This is a genomic window from Prevotella intermedia ATCC 25611 = DSM 20706 (assembly GCF_001953955.1).
GTDB classification, from domain to species: Bacteria; Bacteroidota; Bacteroidia; order Bacteroidales; family Bacteroidaceae; genus Prevotella; species Prevotella intermedia.
Map to the genome: position 1 here is coordinate 338,180 of NZ_CP019300.1, position 24,493 is coordinate 362,672.

18 protein-coding genes are annotated in these 24,493 nt (G+C 43.9%); 6 read left to right on the forward strand and 12 right to left on the reverse strand.

The window, feature by feature from the left end; translation table 11 throughout:
- Positions 1-11: 11 nt before the first annotated feature.
- Together BWX39_RS01500 and BWX39_RS01505 are read left to right on the forward strand one after the other, a co-directional pair.
- Positions 12-1,958, forward strand: coding sequence for a DNA topoisomerase IV subunit B (locus BWX39_RS01500; protein WP_028905594.1), 1,947 nt, complete (start codon positions 12-14; stop codon positions 1,956-1,958).
- A 71-nt stretch (positions 1,959-2,029) separates the two neighbouring features.
- Positions 2,030-3,619: a S41 family peptidase gene (locus BWX39_RS01505; protein WP_028905595.1), complete on the forward strand. Its 1,590-nt coding sequence runs from the start codon at positions 2,030-2,032 to the stop codon at positions 3,617-3,619.
- A gap of 196 nt (positions 3,620-3,815) precedes the next feature.
- On the opposite strand, the gene BWX39_RS01510 is transcribed toward BWX39_RS01505, so the two are convergent.
- The 9 genes from BWX39_RS01510 to BWX39_RS01555 form a co-directional block, all read right to left on the reverse strand.
- Positions 3,816-4,685, reverse strand: a complete 870-nt coding sequence (locus BWX39_RS01510) for a hypothetical protein (protein WP_028905596.1) — start codon at positions 4,683-4,685, stop codon at positions 3,816-3,818.
- A 553-nt stretch (positions 4,686-5,238) separates the two neighbouring features.
- On the reverse strand, positions 5,239-6,885 hold the full coding sequence (locus tag BWX39_RS01515; protein ID WP_028905597.1) for a leucine-rich repeat domain-containing protein: 1,647 nt from the start codon (positions 6,883-6,885) through the stop codon (positions 5,239-5,241).
- Positions 6,886-7,315: 430 nt separating this feature from the next.
- On the reverse strand, positions 7,316-7,726 hold the full coding sequence (gene ybeY, locus BWX39_RS01525; RefSeq protein WP_014709139.1) for an rRNA maturation RNase YbeY: 411 nt from the start codon (positions 7,724-7,726) through the stop codon (positions 7,316-7,318).
- A gap of 12 nt (positions 7,727-7,738) precedes the next feature.
- Positions 7,739-8,209: a pantetheine-phosphate adenylyltransferase gene (gene coaD, locus BWX39_RS01530; protein WP_028905598.1), complete on the reverse strand. Its 471-nt coding sequence runs from the start codon at positions 8,207-8,209 to the stop codon at positions 7,739-7,741.
- A 70-nt stretch (positions 8,210-8,279) separates the two neighbouring features.
- Positions 8,280-9,560 carry a clostripain-related cysteine peptidase gene (locus BWX39_RS01535; protein WP_028905599.1) on the reverse strand — a complete coding sequence of 427 codons (1,281 nt, stop codon included), beginning with the start codon at positions 9,558-9,560 and terminating at the stop codon, positions 8,280-8,282.
- 463 nt (positions 9,561-10,023) lie between these two features.
- Positions 10,024-10,779 carry a succinate dehydrogenase/fumarate reductase iron-sulfur subunit gene (locus BWX39_RS01540; protein WP_028905600.1) on the reverse strand — a complete coding sequence of 252 codons (756 nt, stop codon included), beginning with the start codon at positions 10,777-10,779 and terminating at the stop codon, positions 10,024-10,026.
- Positions 10,780-10,825: 46 nt separating this feature from the next.
- The gene (locus BWX39_RS01545) at positions 10,826-12,808 is read right to left on the reverse strand and encodes a fumarate reductase/succinate dehydrogenase flavoprotein subunit (RefSeq protein WP_028905601.1); all 1,983 of its coding nucleotides are present in this window, start codon (positions 12,806-12,808) and stop codon (positions 10,826-10,828) included.
- Positions 12,809-12,840: 32 nt separating this feature from the next.
- Positions 12,841-13,527 carry a fumarate reductase gene (locus BWX39_RS01550; RefSeq protein ID WP_028905602.1) on the reverse strand — a complete coding sequence of 229 codons (687 nt, stop codon included), beginning with the start codon at positions 13,525-13,527 and terminating at the stop codon, positions 12,841-12,843.
- A gap of 743 nt (positions 13,528-14,270) precedes the next feature.
- A complete protein-coding gene (locus tag BWX39_RS01555; protein ID WP_244271488.1) occupies positions 14,271-15,572 on the reverse strand; it encodes a phosphatase PAP2 family protein in 1,302 nt (433 codons plus the stop codon).
- A gap of 261 nt (positions 15,573-15,833) precedes the next feature.
- Here BWX39_RS01555 and dapB point away from each other — a divergent pair, with 261 nt between their 5' ends.
- The 4 genes from dapB to BWX39_RS01575 all read left to right on the forward strand — a co-directional run bounded on the left by dapB (position 15,834) and on the right by BWX39_RS01575 (position 19,625).
- Positions 15,834-16,589, forward strand: coding sequence for a 4-hydroxy-tetrahydrodipicolinate reductase (dapB, locus tag BWX39_RS01560; RefSeq protein ID WP_028905604.1), 756 nt, complete (start codon positions 15,834-15,836; stop codon positions 16,587-16,589).
- Between the two features lie 49 nt (positions 16,590-16,638).
- Entirely contained in the window at positions 16,639-18,177 is a 1,539-nt protein-coding gene (locus BWX39_RS01565; protein WP_014709125.1) for a S26 family signal peptidase, read from the forward strand.
- Positions 18,178-18,285: 108 nt separating this feature from the next.
- Entirely contained in the window at positions 18,286-18,912 is a 627-nt protein-coding gene (locus BWX39_RS01570; RefSeq protein WP_028905605.1) for a WbqC family protein, read from the forward strand.
- 107 nt (positions 18,913-19,019) lie between these two features.
- A complete protein-coding gene (locus tag BWX39_RS01575; protein ID WP_028905606.1) occupies positions 19,020-19,625 on the forward strand; it encodes a hypothetical protein in 606 nt (201 codons plus the stop codon).
- A gap of 784 nt (positions 19,626-20,409) precedes the next feature.
- Here BWX39_RS01575 and BWX39_RS01580 read toward each other — a convergent pair.
- The 3 genes from BWX39_RS01580 to BWX39_RS01590 are packed head-to-tail and all read right to left on the reverse strand — an operon-like array spanning position 20,410 to position 24,396.
- Complete coding sequence (locus tag BWX39_RS01580) at positions 20,410-21,438, reverse strand: hypothetical protein (RefSeq protein WP_036860559.1); 1,029 nt, start codon at positions 21,436-21,438, stop codon at positions 20,410-20,412.
- Positions 21,439-21,491: 53 nt separating this feature from the next.
- Positions 21,492-22,226, reverse strand: a complete 735-nt coding sequence (locus BWX39_RS01585) for a hypothetical protein (RefSeq protein ID WP_036860561.1) — start codon at positions 22,224-22,226, stop codon at positions 21,492-21,494.
- A 43-nt stretch (positions 22,227-22,269) separates the two neighbouring features.
- Complete coding sequence (locus BWX39_RS01590; protein WP_028905609.1) at positions 22,270-24,396, reverse strand: TonB-dependent receptor; 2,127 nt, start codon at positions 24,394-24,396, stop codon at positions 22,270-22,272.
- Between the last annotated feature and the right edge of the window lie 97 nt (positions 24,397-24,493).

The following is a 24,493-nucleotide window of genomic DNA, read 5'->3' on the forward strand; positions in this document are numbered from 1 at the left end:
TAAACGAAAATATGGCCGAAGAAAGCAAAAAGACAGTAGCATATACCGACGATAACATTCGACATCTTTCGGATATGGAACACGTACGCACCCGTCCTGGTATGTATATCGGGCGATTGGGCGATGGAAAACTGCCCGAAGACGGTATCTATGTGCTGCTGAAAGAGGTTATCGACAATTCTATCGACGAATTTAAGATGAACGAAGGCACACGCATAGAAATAGAAGTGGAAGACAATCTTCGGGTTTCAGTGCGCGATTATGGGCGTGGCATTCCGCAAGGAAAGCTCGTTGAGGCGGTATCTGTGTTGAATACGGGTGGCAAATACGACTCGAAAGCATTTAAAAAGAGTGTCGGACTGAACGGTGTTGGTATAAAAGCGGTGAATGCGCTAAGCACAAAGTTTGAAGTAAAGAGCTTCCGAGAGGGCAAAGTGCGCTCATTAACGTTCGAAAAAGGTATTAAAAAGACCGATAAAACTACGAAATCGAACGATGAGCAGGGCACTTACATCTACTTTGAACCCGACAACACGCTCTTTAAAAACTACAGTTTCCAAGACGACATTGTCGTTACTATGCTGCGAAACTACACCTATCTGAACACAGGACTTACCATTATGTATAATGGGCATCGCATTCTAAGTCGCCACGGATTGAAGGATTTGCTCTCCGACAATATGACCGTAGACCCGCTTTACCCCATTGTTCACATGAAAGGCGATGACATTGAGATTGCCTTTACGCATACAAACCAATACGGAGAGGAATATTACTCGTTCGTAAACGGGCAGCACACCACGCAGGGAGGTACGCATCAGAGTGCATTTAAGGAGCATATAGCCAAGACTATCAAAGAATTCTTCGGCAAATACGAATATGGCGACATCAGAAATGGTATGGTTGCCGCCATCGCCATTAATGTTGAGGAACCTGTTTTCGAATCGCAGACCAAGATTAAGCTTGGTTCTACGGTGATGGCACCCGATGGCGACACCATCAACAAGTTTGTTGGCGACTTCATAAAGACCAATGTCGATAACTTTATGCACATTCATAAAGAAGAATTTACCGACATTTTGGAAAACAAGATAAAGGAAACCGAGCGCGAACGCAAAGCTATGGCAGGCGTTACGAAGTTGGCACGCGAGCGCGCAAAGAAAGCAAACCTGCACAATAGAAAGCTTCGCGACTGCCGTGTGCACTTCAGCGACGTGAAAAACGAGCAGAAAGAAGAAAGCTCTATCTTCATTACTGAGGGCGATTCTGCCAGCGGAAGCATTACGAAAAGCCGAGATGTGAACACGCAAGCCGTATTTTCGCTGCGTGGAAAACCACTCAACTGCTATGGTCTGACCAAGAAAGTGGTGTACGAAAACGAAGAATTCAACCTCCTGCAAGCAGCTCTCGACATCGAAGACGGCTTAGATACATTGCGCTACAACAAGGTTATCGTAGCCACCGATGCCGATGTAGACGGCATGCACATACGTTTGCTCATCATAACATTCTTCCTTCAGTTCTTCCCAGAGCTGATAAAGAAAGGGCACGTCTACGTTTTGCAGACGCCATTATTCCGCGTACGCAACAAACGCACTAAGATTAAGAACAAGCAAATAATAGAGGAACAGGACGCAAAGCGACTGAAAGGCGAGAAGAAAAACGACCTTATCACGATTTATTGTTACACCGAGGAGGAAAGAATAAATGCGATTGAGGCTCTCGGACCTGACCCAGAAATCACTCGATTTAAAGGTCTTGGAGAGATTTCTCCCGATGAATTCGCCCATTTTATCGGTCCCGACATGCGTTTAGAGCAGGTTACGCTGCACAAAAACGACCAAGTGAAGAACTTGCTGGAGTACTATATGGGTAAAAATACAATGGAACGACAAAACTTCATCATCGACAACTTAGTGATAGAAGAAGACCTTGTGAATGACGTTCCAATGGAATAAAATAAACTTAATTGCACAATAACAAACCCCAAACGGACTTACAACCCTACTTGAAATAAGAACTGAAGATTATGAAAAGAAGTTTTCTTTTATCAATAACGCTTTTGCTGTTCAGCACTTTTGCTGCTGCACAAATCAATCTGAACCTCGGCAGCGACTCGCCTATGCGGAAAATGCAGATGGCAGAGATAGCTATTTCCAACTTCTATGTAGACGATGTGGACGAGCAGAAAGTGGTGGAAGACGCCATTCGTGGTATGCTGAAAGGGCTCGACCCCCACTCTACCTATACCGATGCGAAGGAAACAAAGGCTATGAACGAACCTTTGCAAGGCGACTTTGAAGGTATTGGCGTGCAATTCAACATTATCGACGATACGTTGGTGGTTATCCAAACTGTCGTGAATGGTCCCTCGGAGAAGGTGGGCATCGTTTCGGGCGACCGTATCGTTATGGTGGACGACACGTTGATAGCGGGCGTGAAAATGAACCGCACCGACATTATGAAGCGTTTGCGCGGCAAAAAAGGCACAAAAGTAAAGTTGGGCATTGTGCGCCGTGATGTAAAAGGCATACTGAACTTTATCGTTACACGTGCAAAGATACCCGTTCACACACTCAACGCAGCCTATATGATTCGTCCGGGCATAGGTTACGCACGTTTGGAGAGCTTCGGTATGAAGACCCACGAGGAGCTAATGGAAGCCGTAGAAAAGCTTAAACAGCAGGGTATGCAACGTTTGATACTCGATTTGCAGGACAATGGCGGCGGTTTCCTCGAAGCAGCGGTGCGCATAGCGAACGAATTTCTGCAAGATAACGACATGATAGTCTACACGGAAGGTCGCCGTGTGTCGAGACAGAGCTACAAAGCACGAGGCAACGGACGACTGAAGGACATTCCTGTCTATGTCTTGGTAAACGAATTGAGTGCTTCGGCTGCCGAAATAGTTTCAGGTGCGATTATGGATAACGACCGTGGCACTATCATTGGGCGTCGCACTTTCGGCAAAGGACTGGTTCAACGGCCGTTCGAACTCGCCGACGGAAGTATGATAAGACTAACCGTAGCACATTATTATATTCCGAGCGGACGCTGCATTCAGAAGCCTTACAAGAAAGGAGACAAGGTAGATTACGATATGGATTTGGAGAACCGACTGAAGCACGGCGAACTAACAAATCCCGACAGCATTCACTTTGCCGACTCGCTGAAGTTCTATACCGTTCGCAAACATCGCCCAGTATATGGTGGCGGTGGCGTTATGCCCGACTATTTCGTACCGTTGGACACCACAAAGTTTACGTCGTTCCACCGCAAACTTATGGCAAAGAACCTCATTATGGACGCTTTCTTGAAGTATGTGGACAACAACCGCAAGACATTGAAAAAGAACTACAAGACCTTTGATGACTTCAAGAAGAACTACGAGTTGCCCGTCAGTCTTACCGACCAAATCATTGCAGAGGCTAAAAAACAAAAGATAGAACCGAAAAATGCCGATGAACTCGAAAAAACCGTGGCTTACATGCGCCACCAACTAAAGTCTCTCGTTGCACGCGACCTATGGGATATGACTGAATATTTCAGAATATGGAACGAGCAAAGCGACATTGTTCAGAAAGCAATTGAAGTGATTGAGGCTGATATGAAGAAGTAATTGCAACATTACAATAACCTAATAAAGCGAGCGTAATAGTTATTTAACGAGCTTGGGAAAGTTCTCTTTAATATCCATTACGCCTAAAAATAATCAGAAACTGCTCACTTTCATCTTTATATGCATCGGGTTTCTCCCAATAGTACAAAGCTCGATGCCATAGAGATGTTCTATTTATTATTTAGCATTCATACTTCTATTTTTCTAATTTATGACACTGCATCAAGCATTGTATTCCTGTAAGTAGCCTAAAATGATATAACATTATATAGTTATAAACAAGCAAACAATCTTCTTTTAAATAATCGAATCTCTGGTTTAGTTTATTAAAAAGTTTAGAATAATATTTATCTTCACTCATAATGTTTGAAATTTGTGTGCAAAAATTGATGATAAACTTGATATTACTACCTGTATTGCTATCCTCTATTTGTTCTAATTCTTTTAATAAAGCAATATTATCAATTTTCTTTGGTTGACTATTAGCAATCGAATAATTCCCTGCTTTTATATATGTGTTACAATGATGTCCATATAATGCAGATACCTTTTGAAAATTAGAGAAATCAATAATTCTTTTCGCTTTATGTGCTTCTAAAAGTTCTCTTATATCGTATAATGCTGGTGATACATATAAAATGAGGACTTTACTCTCAAGCTTTTGGTTAATACGCATTAATAGTTCTTGCTGTTTTTGATAAATCTCATACCGGTAATAAGGCTCTCCCCACAAATGCCATTCCTTTCCCCTAGCACTAGATATATATTCTGGCTTTTTATATTGGAATAGTACATTTACTTTTATTTTTGGAATTTTTTTCAGCCAAGAGCTTTCAAAGTTTTCCATTTCTTCAGCTATTTTATGCAAATCTATTCCACGATTATTAGCACTATTTGACATAGACATGAACAAATTCCATAACTGATTATCTCTCGTTAATACAGAACTATCAAACCCCAAAAGACCTTCTAAGATTTGTCCTGGCGGAAAGAAGGTATCACTTCTATTAGACAGCTCAATATTAAAGTAGCTCTCGTATGTTTTTTCTTCAAAATTTACTTTCATATGCTTTCTCGTTTACTTCTTATATTTATAGTATTCCCCGTTTTAAATAGTCTATACATTGATTAAAACTCTGTCAAGGGCAACTTTTGCGAAGTTCCATCTTGACCTTACAAAGATATATAAATTCTTTCATACGCCTCAGTGTTTCCTTATTTTTTTTTATGTTAATACACTATATTTATAGCAGGAAGTAAAATGACAAGACTTGAATGAAGACGTTTATATAAGTGCAAAGTTACGATTTTCTCACTCTTATAACTTTTTAAACTACTTTCTTATACTGAGCTTATGTCACATAAGCCCGCAAATCATTTTATCTCCCAATTTCTTTACGTGTAAATAAATTCTTCTTTACACGTAAAGAAACATTTACTTACACGTAGAAAAATAATTATTTACACGTAGAAAAATAATTATTTACACGTAAATAATTTGTCGGTGTGCCGTTTTTGCAGCTTTATAGGGCAACAATACTTGGGTGTAAATACGTTTAAAGAAAAGAGAAACGGCTTCCGTGAAACATTCACAGAAGCCGTTTTATTTGACTCTTTGCTTAGATTTTTACGACCTTTACGCTGCCATTAGCAAGCCTTAGCTTAGCAACGTAGACGCCACGATGAGGCAGAGTAAGCACAACTTCGTTGCTGCCGACTTGCTTGTTTTCGCTTACCAAGCCACCAGCAGCATTGTATAGCTCTACCGAACTGATATTGGTATCGGCTGTTAAGCGCACTTCGGTTGCACTCAGTCTGACAACCGTGAGGTCTGCGCTTGCAGTTGTAACGCCTTTTATTGCATCTACAACGTCTGGATAGTCGCCTTCGATATTGTCGCCCCATAAGAACAGCCAGTTATTGTCGGCATACGACTTCTCCGAACCTTTTCTTACGTGCAAGTACACCTTATTGAATTCAACATCGCCGAATACCTCTTCTCCGAGAGTAGGAGCTGTTTCGCGATAGCTATAAATATCTTTCAAGCCGTGGCAGGCATAGAAAGCACGTGGACCAACTCCTATTACAGAATCGGGCAGGCTTACTTTCTGCATACTATTGTTGTAAGAAAAAGCATAATCGGCTATGTAAGAGGTTTTTGGTTGAAGCAAGAACTCCGTCTTAGTGCTCTTGCAAGGAATTGCCATCAGGTAGAGTCCGTTGCCGTTTTGGCTTCTGTAATAAAGCGCATTGTCCTCGTAAATCAAGTAGTCGTTCGTAGTAAAGTTGAACGTTGCCATACCGTTGTTCGACAATGCGCCCGTACCAACCTTTTCAAGGTTCTTAGGGAGTGTTATCGCCTTAATGTCCTGACACTCGAAAAACGCCATTGAGCGGATTAATTTTGTTTCAGCTGGCACAACGAAGTTATCGCTTTTCGCTGTCTGTGGGCACTCGTAGAGCGTGGTTTTATCCTTAGAATAGAGCACGCCACCGTCTGCCATCATATACTTACTGCCTGCAACAACGGTGAAACCATCGAATTCGGGACATTGCAAGAACAACTTTGCGCCTGTTTTTTCTATCGATGCAGGAAGTTCGAGTGTTTCGATAGCGATACAACGTTGGAAAGCATTGTCTTTTATTTCTTTCAAACCTTCGTTCAGTTTCACGTTAGTCAGCACCTTGCAGTTGTAGAAAGCACGCTCGCCAATGGTTTCTACGCCCGTAAGCGTAAGCGAGGTAAGCGAAACACAGTTGGCAAAACAGGTTTCGTCTATCTCTTTCAGCGTTTCAGGGAACTTCACTTTCATAAGGTTAGAACAAGACATAAACGTGCTGCGCGAAAGCTTTCTAAGTCCTGTGGGTATTGTTATCTTCTTCAGGTTTTCGCACAATACGAAGGCATTTACACCAATGGAATCTACCGAGTTTGGCAATTCGATGGTCTCAAGGTTCGTGCAATCGCTGAAAGCCTGTTCGCCAATGGTCTTCAGTTTGCTATTCGGTGCAAACGTAACCGACTTCAGTTCGGTAGCATAGAAGAATGCACACTGCCCTATAACTTCGAGCGAAGCTGGACATTCGATACTTCTGACAGATGATGTTGCAAAGGCATTCGGAGCAATTTCGCGTATTCCTTCCGGAATTTTGTAGTCTTTGGGCACACCGTCGCCTCTCACCAACACTTCGCCTTCGATTACCTGTGCCGACAAAACCGCTGGCACAAAGGCTAAGGCTGCTAACAATAAAGATTTAATCTTCATAATGACATTGTTTAGGAAATAAATTAGAACTCTTGTTTTATGCTTTTTTCTTTCCTCTATTCCCTCTTTAGCCAGAGTTCATAACTAAAGGAGAAGTTTACTACAATTACAAAGGTAACAATATTTTTACTTTCTGCCACCCCTTTCAGCGTATTTTATAAGCAGCCAAAAACACAGCGGCAAGACGGTAGGAACTTAATGGAAACAACCTACGTTATGAACGAAAAGAAGACAATAAAACTGTAAATATTCTTCGCAAACGAAAGTGTCGCCTAACTTGCTATATATCAACACCTTACAAAACCTATTGTTTTGTATTCCAAAAGCGTAGGTTTTACACGATAAAAGCGGCTGTTTTGCGTTGCAAAACAGCCGCTTTCGCAATGCCAAAGCGCAGTTATCAGTTTTTAACGGAATTGTTTTTACAAAATCAGCGTAGTGCCAACGCTTTATTTTCGTTCTCTTCCATTATCTCACGTTCGCCTGGCCCTTTATCGTTGATGCCACAAAGATGGAGCACACCGTGGATAATGACGCGGAAAAGCTCGTCTTCGTAGGTCTTTCCGAACTTTTCTGCATTGGTACGAACGGTATCGAGCGATATTATAATATCGCCATTGAGCACGTTGCCCTCGCAATAGTCGAAGGTAATGATGTCGGTGTAGTAGTCGTGTCCAAGATATTCGTTGTTCACTTCCAATATTTTCTCGTCGTCAACGAACATATAACCAATCTCGCCCACCTTACGGTTGTGGGTCGCTGCCACTGCTTTTATCCAGCGTGTGGTATCGCGTTTACCTATCTTTGGGAGCTTTACACCCTCTGCGTTGTATGTTATCATTCTTCGTTTGTTTTATCGTTTCTGTGGCAGAAATTCGCTAACGTCCCTGCCAAAGTGTATAAGTTCGCGCACAAGGCTTGAGCTGATGCTGGCAAACTGTGGTTCAGCCACAAGCAATAAGGTCTCCATACCGCCCAAAAGACGATTTATGTCTGCCTGTTCGCGTTCGTATTCAAAGTCTTTTATGCTGCGCACACCCTTTATAAAGAATGTGGCTTGCTCACGTTTGGCGAAGTCTACGGTAAGGTCGGTATAGGCTTTCACCTCTATCTTTGGCACATCGGCATAGAGCTGCTGTATGGCAGACACACGTTGGTCGGTGGTTTGCATATATTGTTTGCGCTCGTTTACGCCTACACCAATGACTATTTTGTCGAACAAAGGCAATGCCCGACGCACAATAGAGTCGTGTCCGACGGTGAAGGGGTCGAAACTTCCCACAAACAAACCTATCCGTTCTGTGTGCTCGCTGTTGTTTACCATATACTTTAAAGTTTTGTTCGTAACGGTTAGTGAAATCTTCTTCAGCATCAATACCTGCCTGTTCTACTTGCTATCGAAAAAGTACATAGAAATGACTCTTCGGCTTACTGTTCACTACCATAGTGTTGGTAGATGGCGCAGAGATGGTTAATCCGCAGCAAGTATTTATGCGATGCTCGCCCGCATAGGTCAAAGACGAGAAGTAATATTCGGTATGGCGTTCGTATGGAACAAGTTGCGACAAAGCATAGTCGAACCGTTTCGTCAGTTCTGCATCGCTGGCGCAAAGACGATGGACATAATCGGCGAAATCGAAGAATACCACTGGGGTGTAGCCATCGAGAACCTGCAAGCCTGAACCGACATCGGTACCCAAGCGATACTTGTTGTGAACGACATCGAGCACCTTCATCATTTCATCTACCTTGCGGCAATCGGTTACAGAAATTGTTCCGTAATGGTAGTCAGTGCTGCCGATGGAATAGTTGGAATAGAAGTTATAGAAACTTTCTACTGCATTCTTGTAGTCGGGTTGCGTAGGCGATAGGTACTTCCACATCTCACGATAAGGCATTCCGTGCCCCATTATCTCGGTTGGACAGCCTATCAGGTAGTCGGTAACACGGTTCAATTCGTAAGCCGTTTCGATATTCGCCATATAGCAATCGTCGAAGAGGAGGAACTGCAAATGGTTTACTTTGGAACGTCGTATTCCGTCTGCCAAATCGTCGATATTCATCTGAACAGCTCCGCCACCGAAGTAACGGCTCTGTCGAGTAATGGGCAATCCCATCTTCTCGTTTCTATCTCGGGCTGCTGCAATGCGACGTTGTACAGATTCAGAGACTTTTTCGGCATATATCCAGCCTACACCGTGCGAGCCAATCATCATAGAATAAATGTGTGCAGGAGCAACCTCTGCCACCTTATTCAACAAGGCAGCCATCTTGTCGGAGGTATTCATAGCACCGTCGTCGTAGGTTTTGAGCGTGTCGTTATAACACTTTCCGTCGCGGTAAGTAACATTGATAAGATGGCTTTTATCCATCGAGTTGGCTATTAAAATAAGCAAATTGGTATTGTTCAAGCCTCCTTGCTCAACGATTCCTTTCTTCATATCCTTGATATTGTTCACGAAGAATTCATACAAGTTCTTTCCTGAACCCGTCCAAGGCATATAAACAAAGATTGTTTTCTCTTTCGTGGAGGGCGTATCGTCAGGGTCGTCGCCCCCTTTGCTGCAGGAAACCAAGGTCGCAGCAACAAACATACACAAAAGCATAAAGACACTGCCAAGGTGTTTAAACGACTTTTGGCACATTGTAATTGGATATGGAGAGAAGCATTTCATTGTCTATCAATCGGAATAATATTTCTATTTGACTTGCAAATATAACAATAAAATAATAAAATCGTTGGTTCACAACCGTTTTTTAAGTATCAAACCATAATATTTACGGTTATTTCTGCCCACTAAGAGCTTTAGCTGAGATAATAGTTTAATGTGAGTTCGACGAATTTATCGGTTGTTTCATCGTGCGCAAAACTGCTTTTATACCCCACAAGTATAGTGCGTTTATATACCACTCGTGGTATACACTTGCACCCCACTCGTGGTATATGTTCGTACCCCACTCGTGGTATACATTTGTATATCACGAGTGGGGTACAGCAACAACAAATTTACAGACAATTACCATTCGTAGAACTCACATTCATATACTACTAAAAATCCCACAAGGCTTATGCTTTGTGGGATTTTAATATAAGCTGAATGGACTTTAAAAGCCATTCAATACTTTACAGTAATTACTTTAGTCGGCAAGTTTTGCTTTGATAAACTCGCGGTTCAAGCGAGCAATGTTAGCAATAGACTCGTTCTTTGGACACTCTGCTTCGCATGCACGGGTGTTTGTACAGTTACCAAAACCGAGTTCTTCCATCTTCATAATCATAGCCTTTGCACGTTTAGCAGCCTCTGGGCGACCTTGTGGAAGGAGTGCCAACTGGCTTACCTTAGAAGAAAGGAAGAGCATTGCTGAACCATTCTTACATGCTGCAACGCACGCACCGCAGCCGATACACGTAGCGCAATCCATTGCCTCGTCAGCATCTTCCTTAGGAATGAGGATTGCGTTAGCATCTTGTGGCTGTCCTGTACGAATGCTTGTGTAGCCACCAGCTTGGATAATCTTATCGAATGCACCACGGTCTACCATACAGTCCTTGATTACTGGGAATGCAGCAGAACGCCATGGCTCAACTGTGATAACATCGCCATCGTTGAAACGACGCATATAAAGCTGGCAGGTTGTAGCACCTGTAGCAGGTCCGTGTGGGTATCCATTGATGTAAAGAGAACACATACCGCAGATACCTTCGCGACAGTCGTGGTCGAAGACGAAAGGTTCTTTGCCATCTTCGATAAGCTGCTCGTTGAGGATATCCAGCATTTCGAGGAATGAAGTATCACCTGTGATGTCCTTCATCTCGAATGTATCAAAATGACCTTGTGCAGTAGGTCCGTTCTGACGCCATACTTTAAGCGTGAAACTTATTGTTTTTTCCATTACGTTGATTTCTTTTTAATGTGTTGCAAAGCAACTTTGACCTAAATTAGTTCTTGTAGTTACGTGTTTGAACCTTAATTGCCTCGTACTCGAGTGGTTCCTTGATGAGTTCAGGCTCAGCGGTATCGCTGCCCTTATACTCCCAGCAACCTACGTAGAAGTAATTTTCGTCATCACGCTTAGCTTCACCTTCTTCGGTCTGATATTCTTCGCGGAAGTGACCGCCGCAGCTCTCATTGCGTGAAATAGCATCGTAAGCTACGAGCTCGCCCATTGTAATGAAGTCGCGAAGGTGGATAGCCTTGTCGAGTTCGACGTTGAGTCCTTCCTTGCTTCCTGGTATAAAGAGGTTGGTTTCGAACTCCTTACGTATTTCCTTCATCTTCTGCAAACCTGTTTCCAAGCCTTCTTTTGTGCGACCCATTCCTACGTAATCCCACATAATACGGCCAAATTCCTTGTGGATAGAATCTACACTACGCTTACCCTTGATGTTCATAAGGCGGTCGATTTCGTCTTGAACGCCCTTCTCTGCCTTAACAAACTCTGGGTGGTCGGTAGGAATCTTGCCCCAAAGAGATTGGTCTGCCAAGTAGTTCTGTATAGTATAAGGTAATACGAAGTAGCCGTCTGCCAAACCTTGCATCAATGCAGAAGCACCAAGACGGTTAGCACCGTGGTCAGAGAAGTTACATTCGCCAATAGCGAAGAGTCCCTTAATGGTGGTTTGCAACTCGTAATCAACCCAGATACCACCCATTGTATAGTGGATAGCAGGGTAAATCATCATTGGGTTGTAATACTTAACGCCATTGATTTCCTTAGCCAACTCGCCTGGATTTACGTCGGTGATTTCCTCGTACATATCGAAGAGGTTGCCATAACGCTGGCGGATAACGTTCAAGCCAAGACGGTTGATGCTTTCAGAGAAGTCGAGGAACACAGCCAAACCTGTGTTGTTTACACCGAAGCCGTGGTCGCAACGCTCCTTGGCAGCGCGTGAAGCCACGTCGCGAGGCACCAAGTTACCGAAAGCTGGATAGCGACGCTCCAAGTAGTAGTCGCGCTCTTCTTCTGGAATATCTGAACCTTTCTTTGTTCCTGCCTGCAATGCCTTAGCGTCTTCGATGTTCTTTGGAACCCAAATACGACCGTCGTTACGCAACGACTCTGACATCAATGTAAGCTTAGACTGCTTGTCGCCGTGAACAGGAATACAGGTTGGGTGAATCTGAACGAACGCTGGATTTGCGAAATAAGCACCCTTGCGGTAGCACTGAACAGCTGCTGTACAGTTGCAACCCATAGCGTTGGTAGAAAGGAAGTATGCGTTACCATAACCACCTGTAGCGATAACAACTGCATTTGCAGAGAAACGCTCAAGCTCGCCAGTAACCAAATTCTTGGCAATGATGCCACGTGCGTGGTCGTCAACCACAACAACATCTTCCATTTCGTAGCGTGTGTAAAGCTTCACACGACCATCATTAACCTGCTTGCTCAATGCAGAATAAGCACCGAGAAGAAGCTGCTGACCTGTCTGACCCTTTGCATAGAATGTACGTGATACCTGCGCACCACCGAAAGAACGGTTTGCCAACATACCACCGTATTCGCGTGCGAAAGGTACACCCTGTGCCACACACTGGTCGATAATGCTGTTTGACACTTCAGCCAAACGGTAAACGTTTGCTTCACGAGCGCGATAGTCGCCGCCCTTTACCGTGTCGTAGAACAGACGATAGATAGAGTCGCCATCGTTCTGATAGTTTTTTGCGGCGTTGATACCACCTTGTGCAGCAATTGAGTGTGCACGACGTGGTGAGTCCTGAATACAGAAATTGTAAACAGTGAAACCCATTTCGCCAAGCGATGCTGCAGCACTGGCACCTGCCAAGCCTGTACCAACTACAATAACATCGAGCTTTAATTTATTCTTAGGATTAACCAAACGCTGGTGAGCCTTATAATTGGTCCACTTCTCTGCTACTGGTCCTTCTGGGATTTTTGAATCTAATATTTTAGCCATAATCTTGTATCTTTCTATTAGAATTTAATGAATTAAGCAACACAACAAAGACTTGGTGCGCAGCCAAATGCAAAAGCGAGTACAACAATCAAGAAACCTAACATAAGAAGTGAGGTGTAAACCAAACCAATCACCTTCCAACGATTGAACCAAACCTTACCATTGATACCGAGAGTCTGCATAGCCGACCAGAAGCCGTGTGAAAGGTGGAACCAGATAGCGCAAATCCAAACAATGTAAAGTACTACAAAAACAGGATTAGCAAATGTTTCCTTAATGTAAGCGAAGCCGTCTGCTGGGTGGAACTGTGTGTGCATGCCCACAATTTCAGCAAACATCATGTTGTACCAGAAGTTGAACAAGTGAAGCAACATACCCAAAAGGACAATGATACCCAATACCAACATGTTCTTAGATGCCCATTCTACCTTCGGACTTGAACCTGTTACAGCGTAGCGTTCGTTGCCACGTGCACTGCGGTTCTGTGCAGTAAGAATGAATGCGTAAACGATGTGAGCCACTGTCAGTGCTCCCAGAGCCAACGTAGCCACTACCGCATACCAATTCGCACCGAGAAATTCACAAATCATATTGTAGGCCTCTCCAGAGAAAAGCGCAACAATATTCATCGACATGTGGAATGTCAGAAATAGAATAAGTGCAATGCCAGTTACGGACATCACAACTTTTCTACCAATAGAAGAATTGATTAACCACATAAATTGTTTTGTTTTTTTAAATATTTAAACTGTTAGAATTAATTGTCTTTTTCGTGAACGCACACATAACAAGGTCTGCCAAAAAGTGCAATCCCTATATAGCAATACCCATAAGTTGGTATCAAATGGGGGCGTATCCGATGCAAAAATACTATAAAATAATGATTAAACAAACTTTTTCTTTAAAAAACAGCCGTAAAATACCTACTGTAAGCGTAATATTGACAACGTCTAAACAAGCCACGAAAAACGAAATGTAATTCCAAACACAACTATAAGGATATGTAAAGAAGAAGAACTGCAAGAAAAAGCGACAAAAGTTAAGCGGAAACAGCATTTGCAGCTATAACAAGTAAGCGACCGTTTCCAAAAATAAAGAACATTCTATTCTTAGAAGCAACAGACAATCCAAGAATACCATAAAAACCCATAAACAAACTGCAAAAGCCACCAGCAAACTTTAAAACTATTTAAAATCTATCGCCAAATTTAACACGAGAGAAAACAACGAAATAGAATCGTGAAACATTAAAGCCGCTTTCGCAACGTCAAATCGAAATTATCGTTTTCTTAACGAATTATCTTTACAAAATCAAAGCGATTTTTACGTGTTAGTTTAAAGGTTTGTAGGAACCTTAGGAAGATTAAAAATACTATGTGAAAACATTTTTCCTCGGTGTTAGGAACGTGATGAATCATACTCCTACATACATTGTGTGCCTTTCTTCGCTGTGCTATTGTGGCTAAAAAGTAATAAGAAAGGCTGACCCCAACGTCAATGAATGAATACAAGTGCGCTTGCCTTGTGCGCGATAAGGCATCAGGTCATAGTCTAAAAGTAGGCGAATGCCATAGCGTCGGCGTGCTCTGAACGTCAGCGAGAGCCCTGTTCCGAAAGCAAAACTATGTTGCGAGTCGATTAAATAGTTCGTTAGCTGCAAGTCGGGATAGTGCACACGCTCTGCCAAAAGCTTGCTTCCAACGAGCCAACGCTCCGAAAGTGGGTAGGAAAAATATGCACCGCCACTTATCCTCCATGCATCGAAAACATTGTCTTCAGCCTTCACCTTGTCTACGATAACCGAAGTACGTGTAACCCCAATTCTTCCTCCGACGCCTACATACGGATTAAAGAAGTAAGCACCTTCGATAGTCGAGGTGCAGCCCGACGATACTTTAAACTCCGAATGTTGCCCAATGGGGTACGAACCTAACGGCAAGCTAATCTGAAAGTTCAAGCTAAGGAACGATGGGTTTAGCATCTTGTCGAACGTTTCATTGTTGTTTACATTGTTCAGTCCACGTTTTTTGAATATCAAATCGGCAAAGTAGTAGCCCAACTCCGTAGAAAGAATGCCTATTCCTGCACCTGTCAAAACGTCGCTCAGCCAGTGCTTGTTGTTCGCCATGCGCATAAGACCTGTGGCTGAGGCTACGGTGTATGCCCCAATGCCTATCCAAGGGCTTTTGTGCCCGTACTCTTTGGTCAGCATCGTTGCGGTCATAAAAGCCGTTGCAGTATGTCCCGAAGGATAAGAGTGCCTGTCTGTGCCATCAGGACGCTCCACGTGGGTGGTATGTTTCAGCGTGTTTACGATGCTTGCCATTACTGCTACCGACAGCACATCGGAAGCAAGCATACGTCCCCAGCTGCTTCTGCTTTCCTCGCCGCCCAATTTTAATCCCAGCATAACGGCGGCAGGGAGATACTGGGTATAGTCGTCCAAGTGTCGATGAAACTCTGGCAGGTAGTCGTTCCGCAATCCTCGGAAGTGCTTATTCTGTCCTCGCACAATGAGACCGTTTATAATGAGCGGTGCACTTGAATAAACAATCTTATGGAAACGGGTGTTGCTGATGCGTTCGAGCGCATCTCCGACTTTCTGAATGACGATACTGGTATCTACTTCAGCGCACAGACTGTCGGTCAAACCTCTTGAATATGTGTGTTTGATGGTATCATTAAACGAGCTGTACGCCTTTGCCTGACAGCAAAGACATACCAATAGCACAATCAAAAAATATATCCTCTTAAAACAAATCATTCTCTTCAGTCAATTCCTCAATGGTAGTTGAAATTTCAAACTAACCTGTAAAGTGGCTGCAAAATTATAACTTTTTTGTGAGAATATGGTCTAATGCAATGTAAAAAGTGTATGAAAATGATAGTCGAATAGCTGCGAAAGCATTAAAAATAATGAATATTTTTTGTGTTATCTACTAATTCTGCTAACTTTGCAGTAGCATAAACGTGTTTTTATAACGTTTTTACGACAAAGTGAAACTACACAGATTACGATAAAAGAATGAAGATAGCACTAATAGGCTACGGCAAAATGGGGCATATGATAGAACAGATTGCCCTTGAGCGTGGCCACGAAATAGTTTGCAAAATAGATGCAGACAATCAGGAAGAGTTCGACTCTCCAGCTTTTGCAGCTGCCGATGTAGCCATCGAATTTACCACTCCAACAGCCGCTTACGGCAACTATTTAAAAGCTTTTGCGCACAACGTGAAGGTGGTTAGCGGTTCTACGGGTTGGCAACACGAGCACAAAGCCGACGTGGAACGCCTTTGCACAGAGGGCGGACAAACCTTGTTTTGGGCAAGCAACTTCTCTATCGGGGTGGCTATCTTTGCAGCGGTAAACCGCTATTTGGCTAAGATAATGAACCAATACCCACAATACGATGTGGCAATGGAGGAAACTCACCACGTTCACAAGCTTGATGCGCCTTCCGGAACAGCCATTACGCTGGCAGAAGGCATATTGGACAACATCGACCGCAAGGCGAAATGGGCAAAAGGAAAGCAAGTTGCTGCCGACGGTAGCGTTACTTCAGCAGAGCCAATGCCTGCCGACGTGCTCCCGATAGCTTCTGTCCGACGAGGTGAAGTGCCCGGTATTCACAGCATAAGCTACGACTCTGAAGCCGACAGCATTACGATAACACACGATGCACACAACCGAAAAGGCTTTGCTTTGGGTGCTGTATTGGCTGCCGAATATACAAAAGAGCATAGCGGACTGCTATCTACAAACGATTTGTTTCAATTCTAAATAACAACGTCCACAGCGTGGGACTGACATAAGAATAATTTTATAACCAATGATTGACAAAGAAAAAGCAAAGCTCGACCCCAAGAAACAGTGGGCAAAGTGTATTATAGTATCGGTGCTCTACCTCGCTTTCCTCCTTTGGGTGAAGAGCTGGTGGGGGCTCATCGTGTTGCCGTTTATCTACGATGCATATATTACGAAGAAGATAAAGTGGCAATGGTGGAAAAATTCAGACGGTCCCGTGAAGTTCATAATGGGGTGGGTAGATGCCATTGTCTTCGCCCTTGTAGCCGTTTACTTTATCAATCTTTTCTTCTTCCAGAACTATGTGATACCTTCTTCTTCGCTTGAGAAGTCGTTGCTCACGGGCGATTACCTCTTCGTATCGAAGTTGAGCTACGGTCCCCGCATACCACAGACACCGCTTACGGTGCCCCTTACACAACATACGATGCCGTTCTTCAACATAAAGAGCTACATAGAGTTTCCACATTGGGAGTATCGCCGCGTGGCAGGATTGGGCAAAGTGCAGCTGAACGATATTGTTGTGTTCAACTATCCTGCGGGCGACACCATTATGAGCGAGCCCCAATACCAGGCAGACGACTATTATCGTATGGTCTACGAAGCAGGAACGAGCCTCTTGATGCAGCAAAATCCGAAGTTGGCAACTGCCAATAAGAACGCATTACAGCAGCGCGCGTTCTACGACAAGGCGTATGCGCTCGGCAGAAACTACATAGCCAACAACGTAATGACGTACGGCGAGATAGATTCGCGCCCCACCGACCGTCGCGAAAACTATGTAAAGCGTTGCATTGGCTTGCCGGGACAAACCTTGCAGATAAAGAATAAGATTGTATATTTGAACGGAAAGCCAAACAAAGAGCCCGAAAACGTGCAATATACCTATATGGTAAAGTTCAACAACATAACGGCTGCCGACCTGTTGGGCGAACAATACGACGACTTCCGCAAGGAATTGGGCATCAGCAACGAAGATGTGCAAAGCCTCAGCCGCCTGCACGGCTTTGATGTAGAGCAGGGATTGGTGCTGAATCAGGCTGCCTTGCAGTACGATGGCTATATGCCGCTTACCAAACGTGCCGTGGCTGCATTGAAACAGCGTGGCATAGTGAAGGCAATACGCCCCGTAACCGACAAGGATATATATTCTGGTTCGAACTATCCGCGCAATTCCGACCTTGGCTGGAAAGTATGGACGCGCGACAACTACGGTCCTGTGTGGATTCCTGCAAAGGGCAAGAGCATTGCACTGACATTGGACAACCTGCCTGTCTACGAGCGTTGCATCAAGGTTTACGAGGGCAACAAGCTCGAAGTAAAGCAAGGAAAGATTTACATTAACGACAAGCCTGCGACGTCGTACACCTTCAAACTCGACTACTATTGGATGCAAGGCGACAACCGACACAACTCTGCAGATAGCCGTTATTGGGGTTTTGTGCCCGAAGACCACATCGTGGGCAAGCCATTGTTCGTATGGTGGTCGAGCGACCCCGACCGTCGTGGCTTCGGTGGCATACGTTGGAGCCGCCTGTTTAAATGGGTTGATAACATAAAGTAATATCATATTTGCGAACAAGATAGCATTGTCTGAAAGGTCTGACGGGTCAGACTTGCCCGACAATGCTATTTTCTTTTTATCCATCTCTTCCTTTACAACAATTCGATTATGCCAGCACTGCTTTCTTCTGCCTGCTTTGCGCCCATTCAGTGGTATCAGAAACTGAACCGATACGATGTGTGCCTGATAGAGCAACACGACCATTTCGTGAAGCAAACCTATCGCAACCGCTGTGTGATAGCTACGGCAAACGGCGTGCAAACCTTGTCGATACCCGTAGAAAAGTTCGACGACGTGAAGTGTGAAATGAAAGATGTGCGCATCAGCGACCACGACAACTGGCGTCATCAGCATTGGAACGCACTGCTGTCGGCTTACGGCGAAAGTCCGTTCTTCGAGTATTACCAAGACGATATTCGCCCTTTCTATGAAAAGAAATGGAAGTTTCTTTTCGATTTCAATATAGAAATCACCCATACACTCTGCGAATTGCTCGACATACAGCCCGACATTCGTCCTACCGAAGAGTTTCTACCAATGGACAAAGCTGGCGAAACCGCTCTGCCTTATGCCGATTTCAGAGAGGCGATACGCCCGAAACGCCCCCTCGCTGATGCCGATTTCGTGCCCAAACCCTACTATCAGGTATATGAGCAAAAGATAGGTTTTCAGCCCAATCTCAGCATTCTCGACCTGCTTTTCAATATGGGCAACGAATCCATATTCTACCTTTAGTGCGTTGCCTGTTTACTTTTGTTTATTATTTTTACAAGTAATTGCAACGCAACCGACTCTCTGTATAAGATTTAAACCGTAATTTTGCAGCGGCAAATTGATAGTTTATGCAGCAGAGAATTTTACTATTCATAATCTTACTGACGAGTTTTCCCACCGCCTATGCCCAGCAAGTGCAGGTCTGCGACGGTGCAACCAGTCTGCCTATCCGCAACGTTGCCATTGCCGTAGATGGAAAACACTTTGGCAAGACCGACTATCGGGGACTTGTGCGCTTGCCCGATGCCTACGAAACTGCAACTTTCTCTTGTCCCAAATATCACCCCGAAACGCTGACACGTGCAGAAGTGCTGAAAGATACAGTATTTCTTTTTCCCGAAAAGAACTATCTTGACGAAGTTGTGGTATGGGGCAAGCACATCGTAAACGGCAGAGAAATGTTGAAAAAACTACCGAAACGCGACATTCTTGAGAAGGCTCCACAACACAGTGTAGGAGATTTTGACTTAGGTTTAATGCTCGACAAGCGTCTCAGGCGCGACAAAGAACACGTTAGAAAGCAACGCGAAGTGTTCAAGAAGTTCGATGGCATCAATGTCGGCGACCCTATCTTGCGTGCTTACCACGAAGCAATGGCAGAGCAGAAACGCAAGAAAATGGAGAAAGAAATAGAGGAGAAGCACAAGAATGCAGATGGTAAAGTAGAGAAATAGCCCCACTTTCCGTTGCCTATATAATAATCAACATTTGTCTTTAACATATTCTCTGCCTATTTTTAAGTATTCCCATACCTGTTTTTTAGTGTATTCCGAGCTTGTTTCTCTACACTTTTATCTTGCCAAAACATCACACTACCAAATTCTTTACGTGTAAATAATTCTTTTTCTACGTGTATGTAAATATTTCTTTACGTGTAAATAAATATTTTTCTACATGTAAGTAAATTGTCAATGTTCAGTTTTCCCTGGGAAGCAATAGTATGATTGACTTAAAGTCTGTATTGATAATAATGGCAACTACTTGTATGATATTAATCGGAGTAGTCGTATTATTCCAATAAGTTAAGAGCCTTAGGCAACTTCGACAAAGGAGTTACGGAGTGCAGGCGGCAGTCCGTACAATCCCTTATAGAGTATGGAGAATAAGGGAACATGTCCTACAACATCTTGAGTGGTTGCACAAAGTGCTGTATATGTTGGGGCTTTTAAGCCCCTCACTATGATTCTATTCAAGAAATATTGTAAATTTGTATTAGTTTACGTGTCGTAAGGTTACCCAAATGTCCGTGTAATCCTTAAGAATAAAGGATTCTTTAAATATGAAAGTACTACAAAGAGTCCTGTCGAAGCGGGGCAAAAACGAAATAATCCCACAGTCCAAAGGGTATGAGGACTGTGGGATTATTGATTTTTAGATACTGTAAGGCTATTTTGATGAGATAATCTTTTTCGCCTTCAGATGTTATTCAACTTTTTCAAAGAGATGTCTTTTCCTGTCTTAGAACCAGAAACCGCTGTTGTCGTGTGGTGCAGGTTCGCCGTTCAAGCGATAGTATAGCTCGGTAAGTGCTTCTTTATAGGTCATGTTAAAGCTGAATTTCAATGTGTTGATGAGACGTTTGAAGAAAGCAGGAACTTCGTCTTCCTTCATATCCAAAGTAACGTTTGCTTCGCCCTCGCCCAATTCGCTTCTGTCCATATAAACCATTACAGGAATGGTTATCGTAGGATACCACTTTTCGTTTTTGAGTTGCTCTGGTGTAGGAGTCCAATCAGGAATCTTCGAATACTTTTCTACGGGTTTTCCCCAATTATCTCTGAACTCTAAGTCCTTTAGGCGTACATTCTTCTTATTGTGGCTTTCCATCAACATTATCTTGAGATTGCAAGTCTGGCGGCAATATCCAAACGATGCGATACCTTTGAAACCGAGTGGGTCTTTAAGTCCGTTATAACGTGCTTTCCCACTGTGAATGGTTTCGTTCCAAGGTGTTGGGTCTATATAATCGTAGCGCATAAACTCGCGGTTGGCAGGATTGTCGAGCTTCTTGTCGAAGTCGGGGAATGCCTTTTGGTTCTCTACCACGAAGAAATGTTGATAATGGTCGCTCTTTCCGTTTTCTATGAACTGACCGTTGATTAAGTTTCCTGCCTCATCGTAGTATTTAATGTCCAATGCGTGGCTCACAGTTGCTTCAGAGTTATGCATTTGATTGTAGCTCATTGCATAGAGGTAAGGAGGATTTTTAGCGTCAGCTACCCATTTCCCGTTTTGCATTGTAAAGACAAACACTTGCGGTGCGTCCATCTTCTTAACACCATCGTACATTTTATTCTCATGGAAAACTCCATAGCCGTGCAGGTGTCCTTCGTAAACGTTGATTACTACCTTTGCAGGTTTGGGGCCTACAAGTTCTTTAGTCTTATCTGTTGGCTTTACTTCGTCTTCGCTACATGCTGTAAATCCGCCAGCAACGATAAGGCTCATTGCTACGAACAGCATAGATTTAAATACTTTTTTCATCATTGTTTTTTATTAATGGGTTATTGTTATATAAGTTTTTATTGTTTAAGACCTTATCAGTCTTCTATCTCTATGGGAAGTTTGACACTCAAATCCCACAGGGCTTTGTTCAGCTGAGAGGGCGATGGTGCCCAGAAAGGAGAGGCTTTGCCGTCTTTGCCGAACTTTGTTAAGTTGCCAGAGTGCATCAAAGCCACTTTCAAGTTAAACTTTGTGCCTGGCTGCAAGAAACGTATGAAACCGAAAAAGCCCATAGGGTTGCTTTCGCCGATGAACTTTCCTTTGTATGAATCGGCGTAAGTGTATTCGTAAGGCAGTTTTGTGCGGTCTCTTACCAATACATTGGCCGCGCCGTCGTTTACATAATACATAAAGAAATGCTGGTGAATCTTGTCTTGTTCGTTATCGTAGAACTGGTGATTCATGTGTTCTCCTTTTGCGTTGTAGTAGTCCATACGCAAGGAATAAACCACATCGGGGTGCTTCTTCGTGTTTTTTACAACGAATTTGGTCTGTCCTCCGTCGCCTGTCTTGAAGTTTTCGCCTTTCACAACTTCCCAAACGATTTTCTGAACATTGCCTGTCGGCACGAAATCTGCCTCTTGTGGCATATTCTCGAATGCTGCTCCGCTGCGCAGTTTGCCCTCTGTGAGTGTGAAGACAGACTGTGTAGGGTCTTCGTGCAACTTGTTTTCTTTCTCGTCTTCTGGCTTTTCAGGATTGCAAGCAGAGAAGAAACCAATACTGAGCATACCTAATAAAATAGGAAAAATACTGTTTTTAATTTTCATCTTTTTACTTTTTATTGTTTACTTATTATACTTCTGTCTTTATTTAGAACTTCCAACCCAAGGTGAGCCTGATGTCTCGTCCGAGGTCGTGCGCATAGTATCGTGCGCGGTTGGTATATTCCTTATATTCTTTATTGAAAATATTGTCGGCTGAAACGAATATTCTGAGAGCGTTATGCGCATCTATTTTCCACTCTGTTCCCACTTCAAAGCCAAACAAACTGTAAGATGCAGGTGCAAAGTCGATAAGGTCGGTGGCTGCATCGAAGCGGTGCTGGCGTGCAACGAAGCGATGTTTAAGTTCCAACCATGGCGCAAACTTTCCTGAAAGCTTAGGGGTGTATGTCAGACTGTGGTTGAAACGGAACGACGGAATATAGGGCAAGTAGTTGTTTGTATGTCTTTCGTTTGCCCAAATCATTGCCGAAACGAAATGATATTCCACTTCTGCAAGAGGACGAATGCGCAAATCAAGGTCTATTCCCCGAATAAACGCATCGGTTTGCATATACTGGAACAATGGATAAGTGCCCGAAATAACCGTTACGTGTTGGCCTTTCATCGGGCGGTCGTATATGTAGTTCTTCACCCACTGCAAGTAAGCGTCGAGCCGAACATCAAGAAACGTGCTGCGATATTCAGCCGATGTAACCCACTTGTAGCTGTTCTCGGAATTCATAGTAGAGTCGCCACGCACGAAACGTCCCGAACCCAACTCGTTGCCGTTGCTATACAGCTCGAAAACGTGGGGCGCACGCCATGCCAAACCCAAGTTGGAAGTCAGCGTCAGGTTGTCGGTGGCATGGTAATGGCCGCCTATGCTGTAAGTGAAATTAGAGAAAGTGCGATGCCCGCCATAGTAGTCGCCCGTCCAGTCGTAGCCTGCTGCCTTCGTGTCCTGCCAATCGAAACGAATGCCTGCCTCTGCTCCGAGCCTGTTGCGCTCGTACTTTTGGAAAGCGTAAGCCCCTAACTGGGTTTCCGTATGGTTCGGAATAATGGGCACAACGCCTGTTCCTCGCTGGTTGGAATGGCTTGTATTGGTGAGCTGCGCACCTATTTCGCTTTCCCAAAGTCCATAACTCTTGCGCCAACGCAAATGGTTCTGCAACGATTTAAGGTGCATGCTCACAGCTGGAATGTAGGAAAGGTTCATACGTCGAATGCGATTTTCCTCCCTATCGTCCTTCTGAAACGATGCCAACCAATAGAATCTGCCATACTTCTCGCTATCGTAGAACAGTTTCAGCGTGGCGTTTGTGTGAATAATGTGCTGGAATGGGTAGTCGATGTGGCGTGTATAAGGTGTTATATCGACTGGTCTTCCTATCTTGATGCGCTCTGCAAGCAAGTCCTCGTCGCCCATTTGAGCATTGAATAGCACACCTAACTTCAGGTCGTACCGACTGAGATAGCCTTCTATACGGAAGTTCTTATGGCGATAGCCCAATGCCGTTGAAAAGTCAAACTCGCGTGTTCCCGTGTTGTTCAGCAGGTAATTGGCAGACCGCTGGTCGCCGCTGTTGGCATAAGTAGCCTGAATGCGCCACGCCAACGAGGGCAGAAAGGGCATAGAACCTTCGGTATTGCCCACCACCTGATAGCGATAGCCGTTAGAACCGTACATACTCGACAGCTTTCCGCTTGCTCTTTTCTGTCCGTAAGGCAACATATCCTGTTCCATTACCACAATTCCGCCGAGGGCTTCAGAGCCATATCGCACCGCTTCAGCCCCTTTCACAACTTCTATCTTCGAGCTGCTGTTCTTATCAACCTCTGGTGCGTGGTCGGCACCCCACTGCTGTCCTGTAAGCTTGGCACCGTTATTGACGAGCAAGATTCTATTTCCGTACATACCGTGGATAACTGGCTTCGACACGGTACTGCCTGTCTGAATGGAGCTGACACCGCTGACACGTTCCAACATCGCACCCAACGACTGCCCCATGGAGCGTTCTATGATTTGACTGTTAAGCTGTGAACTTACAACATTGTTGCTAACGAGTTTTCGAGTGGAGGTTACTTCCACTTCGTCCATAAGGTGGGCTTTCTGCATTGTAGTATCTGCGTATGCCGTAACATTATTTTGCGGTTGCTGCGCAAAGCCGTTTGCAGGCACGCCAATATACAATCCCACTACGCCCATAACTGTGTAGACGAGCTTTTTCATATTCTTCACTATGAAATAATAATAAAATAAATGGTTAAATGCTGTTCTCTCTGTATTGCAAAGCAGCGTAACAGTGCGGTATCTACTTGATAATATA

What these genes read in the sequence shown, in the direction of transcription:
- BWX39_RS01500 (WP_028905594.1), top strand. Translation starts at nt 12, where the DNA reads ATGGCCGAAGAAAGCAAAAAGACAGTAGCATATACCGACGATAACATT.
- BWX39_RS01505 (WP_028905595.1), top strand. Translation starts at nt 2,030, where the DNA reads ATGAAAAGAAGTTTTCTTTTATCAATAACGCTTTTGCTGTTCAGCACT.
- BWX39_RS01510 (WP_028905596.1), bottom strand. Translation starts at nt 4,685, where the DNA reads ATGAAAGTAAATTTTGAAGAAAAAACATACGAGAGCTACTTTAATATT.
- BWX39_RS01515 (WP_028905597.1), bottom strand. Translation starts at nt 6,885, where the DNA reads ATGAAGATTAAATCTTTATTGTTAGCAGCCTTAGCCTTTGTGCCAGCG.
- ybeY (WP_014709139.1), bottom strand. Translation starts at nt 7,726, where the DNA reads ATGATAACATACAACGCAGAGGGTGTAAAGCTCCCAAAGATAGGTAAA.
- coaD (WP_028905598.1), bottom strand. Translation starts at nt 8,209, where the DNA reads ATGGTAAACAACAGCGAGCACACAGAACGGATAGGTTTGTTTGTGGGA.
- BWX39_RS01535 (WP_028905599.1), bottom strand. Translation starts at nt 9,560, where the DNA reads ATGAAATGCTTCTCTCCATATCCAATTACAATGTGCCAAAAGTCGTTT.
- BWX39_RS01540 (WP_028905600.1), bottom strand. Translation starts at nt 10,779, where the DNA reads ATGGAAAAAACAATAAGTTTCACGCTTAAAGTATGGCGTCAGAACGGA.
- BWX39_RS01545 (WP_028905601.1), bottom strand. Translation starts at nt 12,808, where the DNA reads ATGGCTAAAATATTAGATTCAAAAATCCCAGAAGGACCAGTAGCAGAG.
- BWX39_RS01550 (WP_028905602.1), bottom strand. Translation starts at nt 13,527, where the DNA reads ATGTGGTTAATCAATTCTTCTATTGGTAGAAAAGTTGTGATGTCCGTA.
- BWX39_RS01555 (WP_244271488.1), bottom strand. Translation starts at nt 15,572, where the DNA reads ATGATTTGTTTTAAGAGGATATATTTTTTGATTGTGCTATTGGTATGT.
- dapB (WP_028905604.1), top strand. Translation starts at nt 15,834, where the DNA reads ATGAAGATAGCACTAATAGGCTACGGCAAAATGGGGCATATGATAGAA.
- BWX39_RS01565 (WP_014709125.1), top strand. Translation starts at nt 16,639, where the DNA reads ATGATTGACAAAGAAAAAGCAAAGCTCGACCCCAAGAAACAGTGGGCA.
- BWX39_RS01570 (WP_028905605.1), top strand. Translation starts at nt 18,286, where the DNA reads ATGCCAGCACTGCTTTCTTCTGCCTGCTTTGCGCCCATTCAGTGGTAT.
- BWX39_RS01575 (WP_028905606.1), top strand. Translation starts at nt 19,020, where the DNA reads ATGCAGCAGAGAATTTTACTATTCATAATCTTACTGACGAGTTTTCCC.
- BWX39_RS01580 (WP_036860559.1), bottom strand. Translation starts at nt 21,438, where the DNA reads ATGATGAAAAAAGTATTTAAATCTATGCTGTTCGTAGCAATGAGCCTT.
- BWX39_RS01585 (WP_036860561.1), bottom strand. Translation starts at nt 22,226, where the DNA reads ATGAAAATTAAAAACAGTATTTTTCCTATTTTATTAGGTATGCTCAGT.
- BWX39_RS01590 (WP_028905609.1), bottom strand. Translation starts at nt 24,396, where the DNA reads ATGAAAAAGCTCGTCTACACAGTTATGGGCGTAGTGGGATTGTATATT.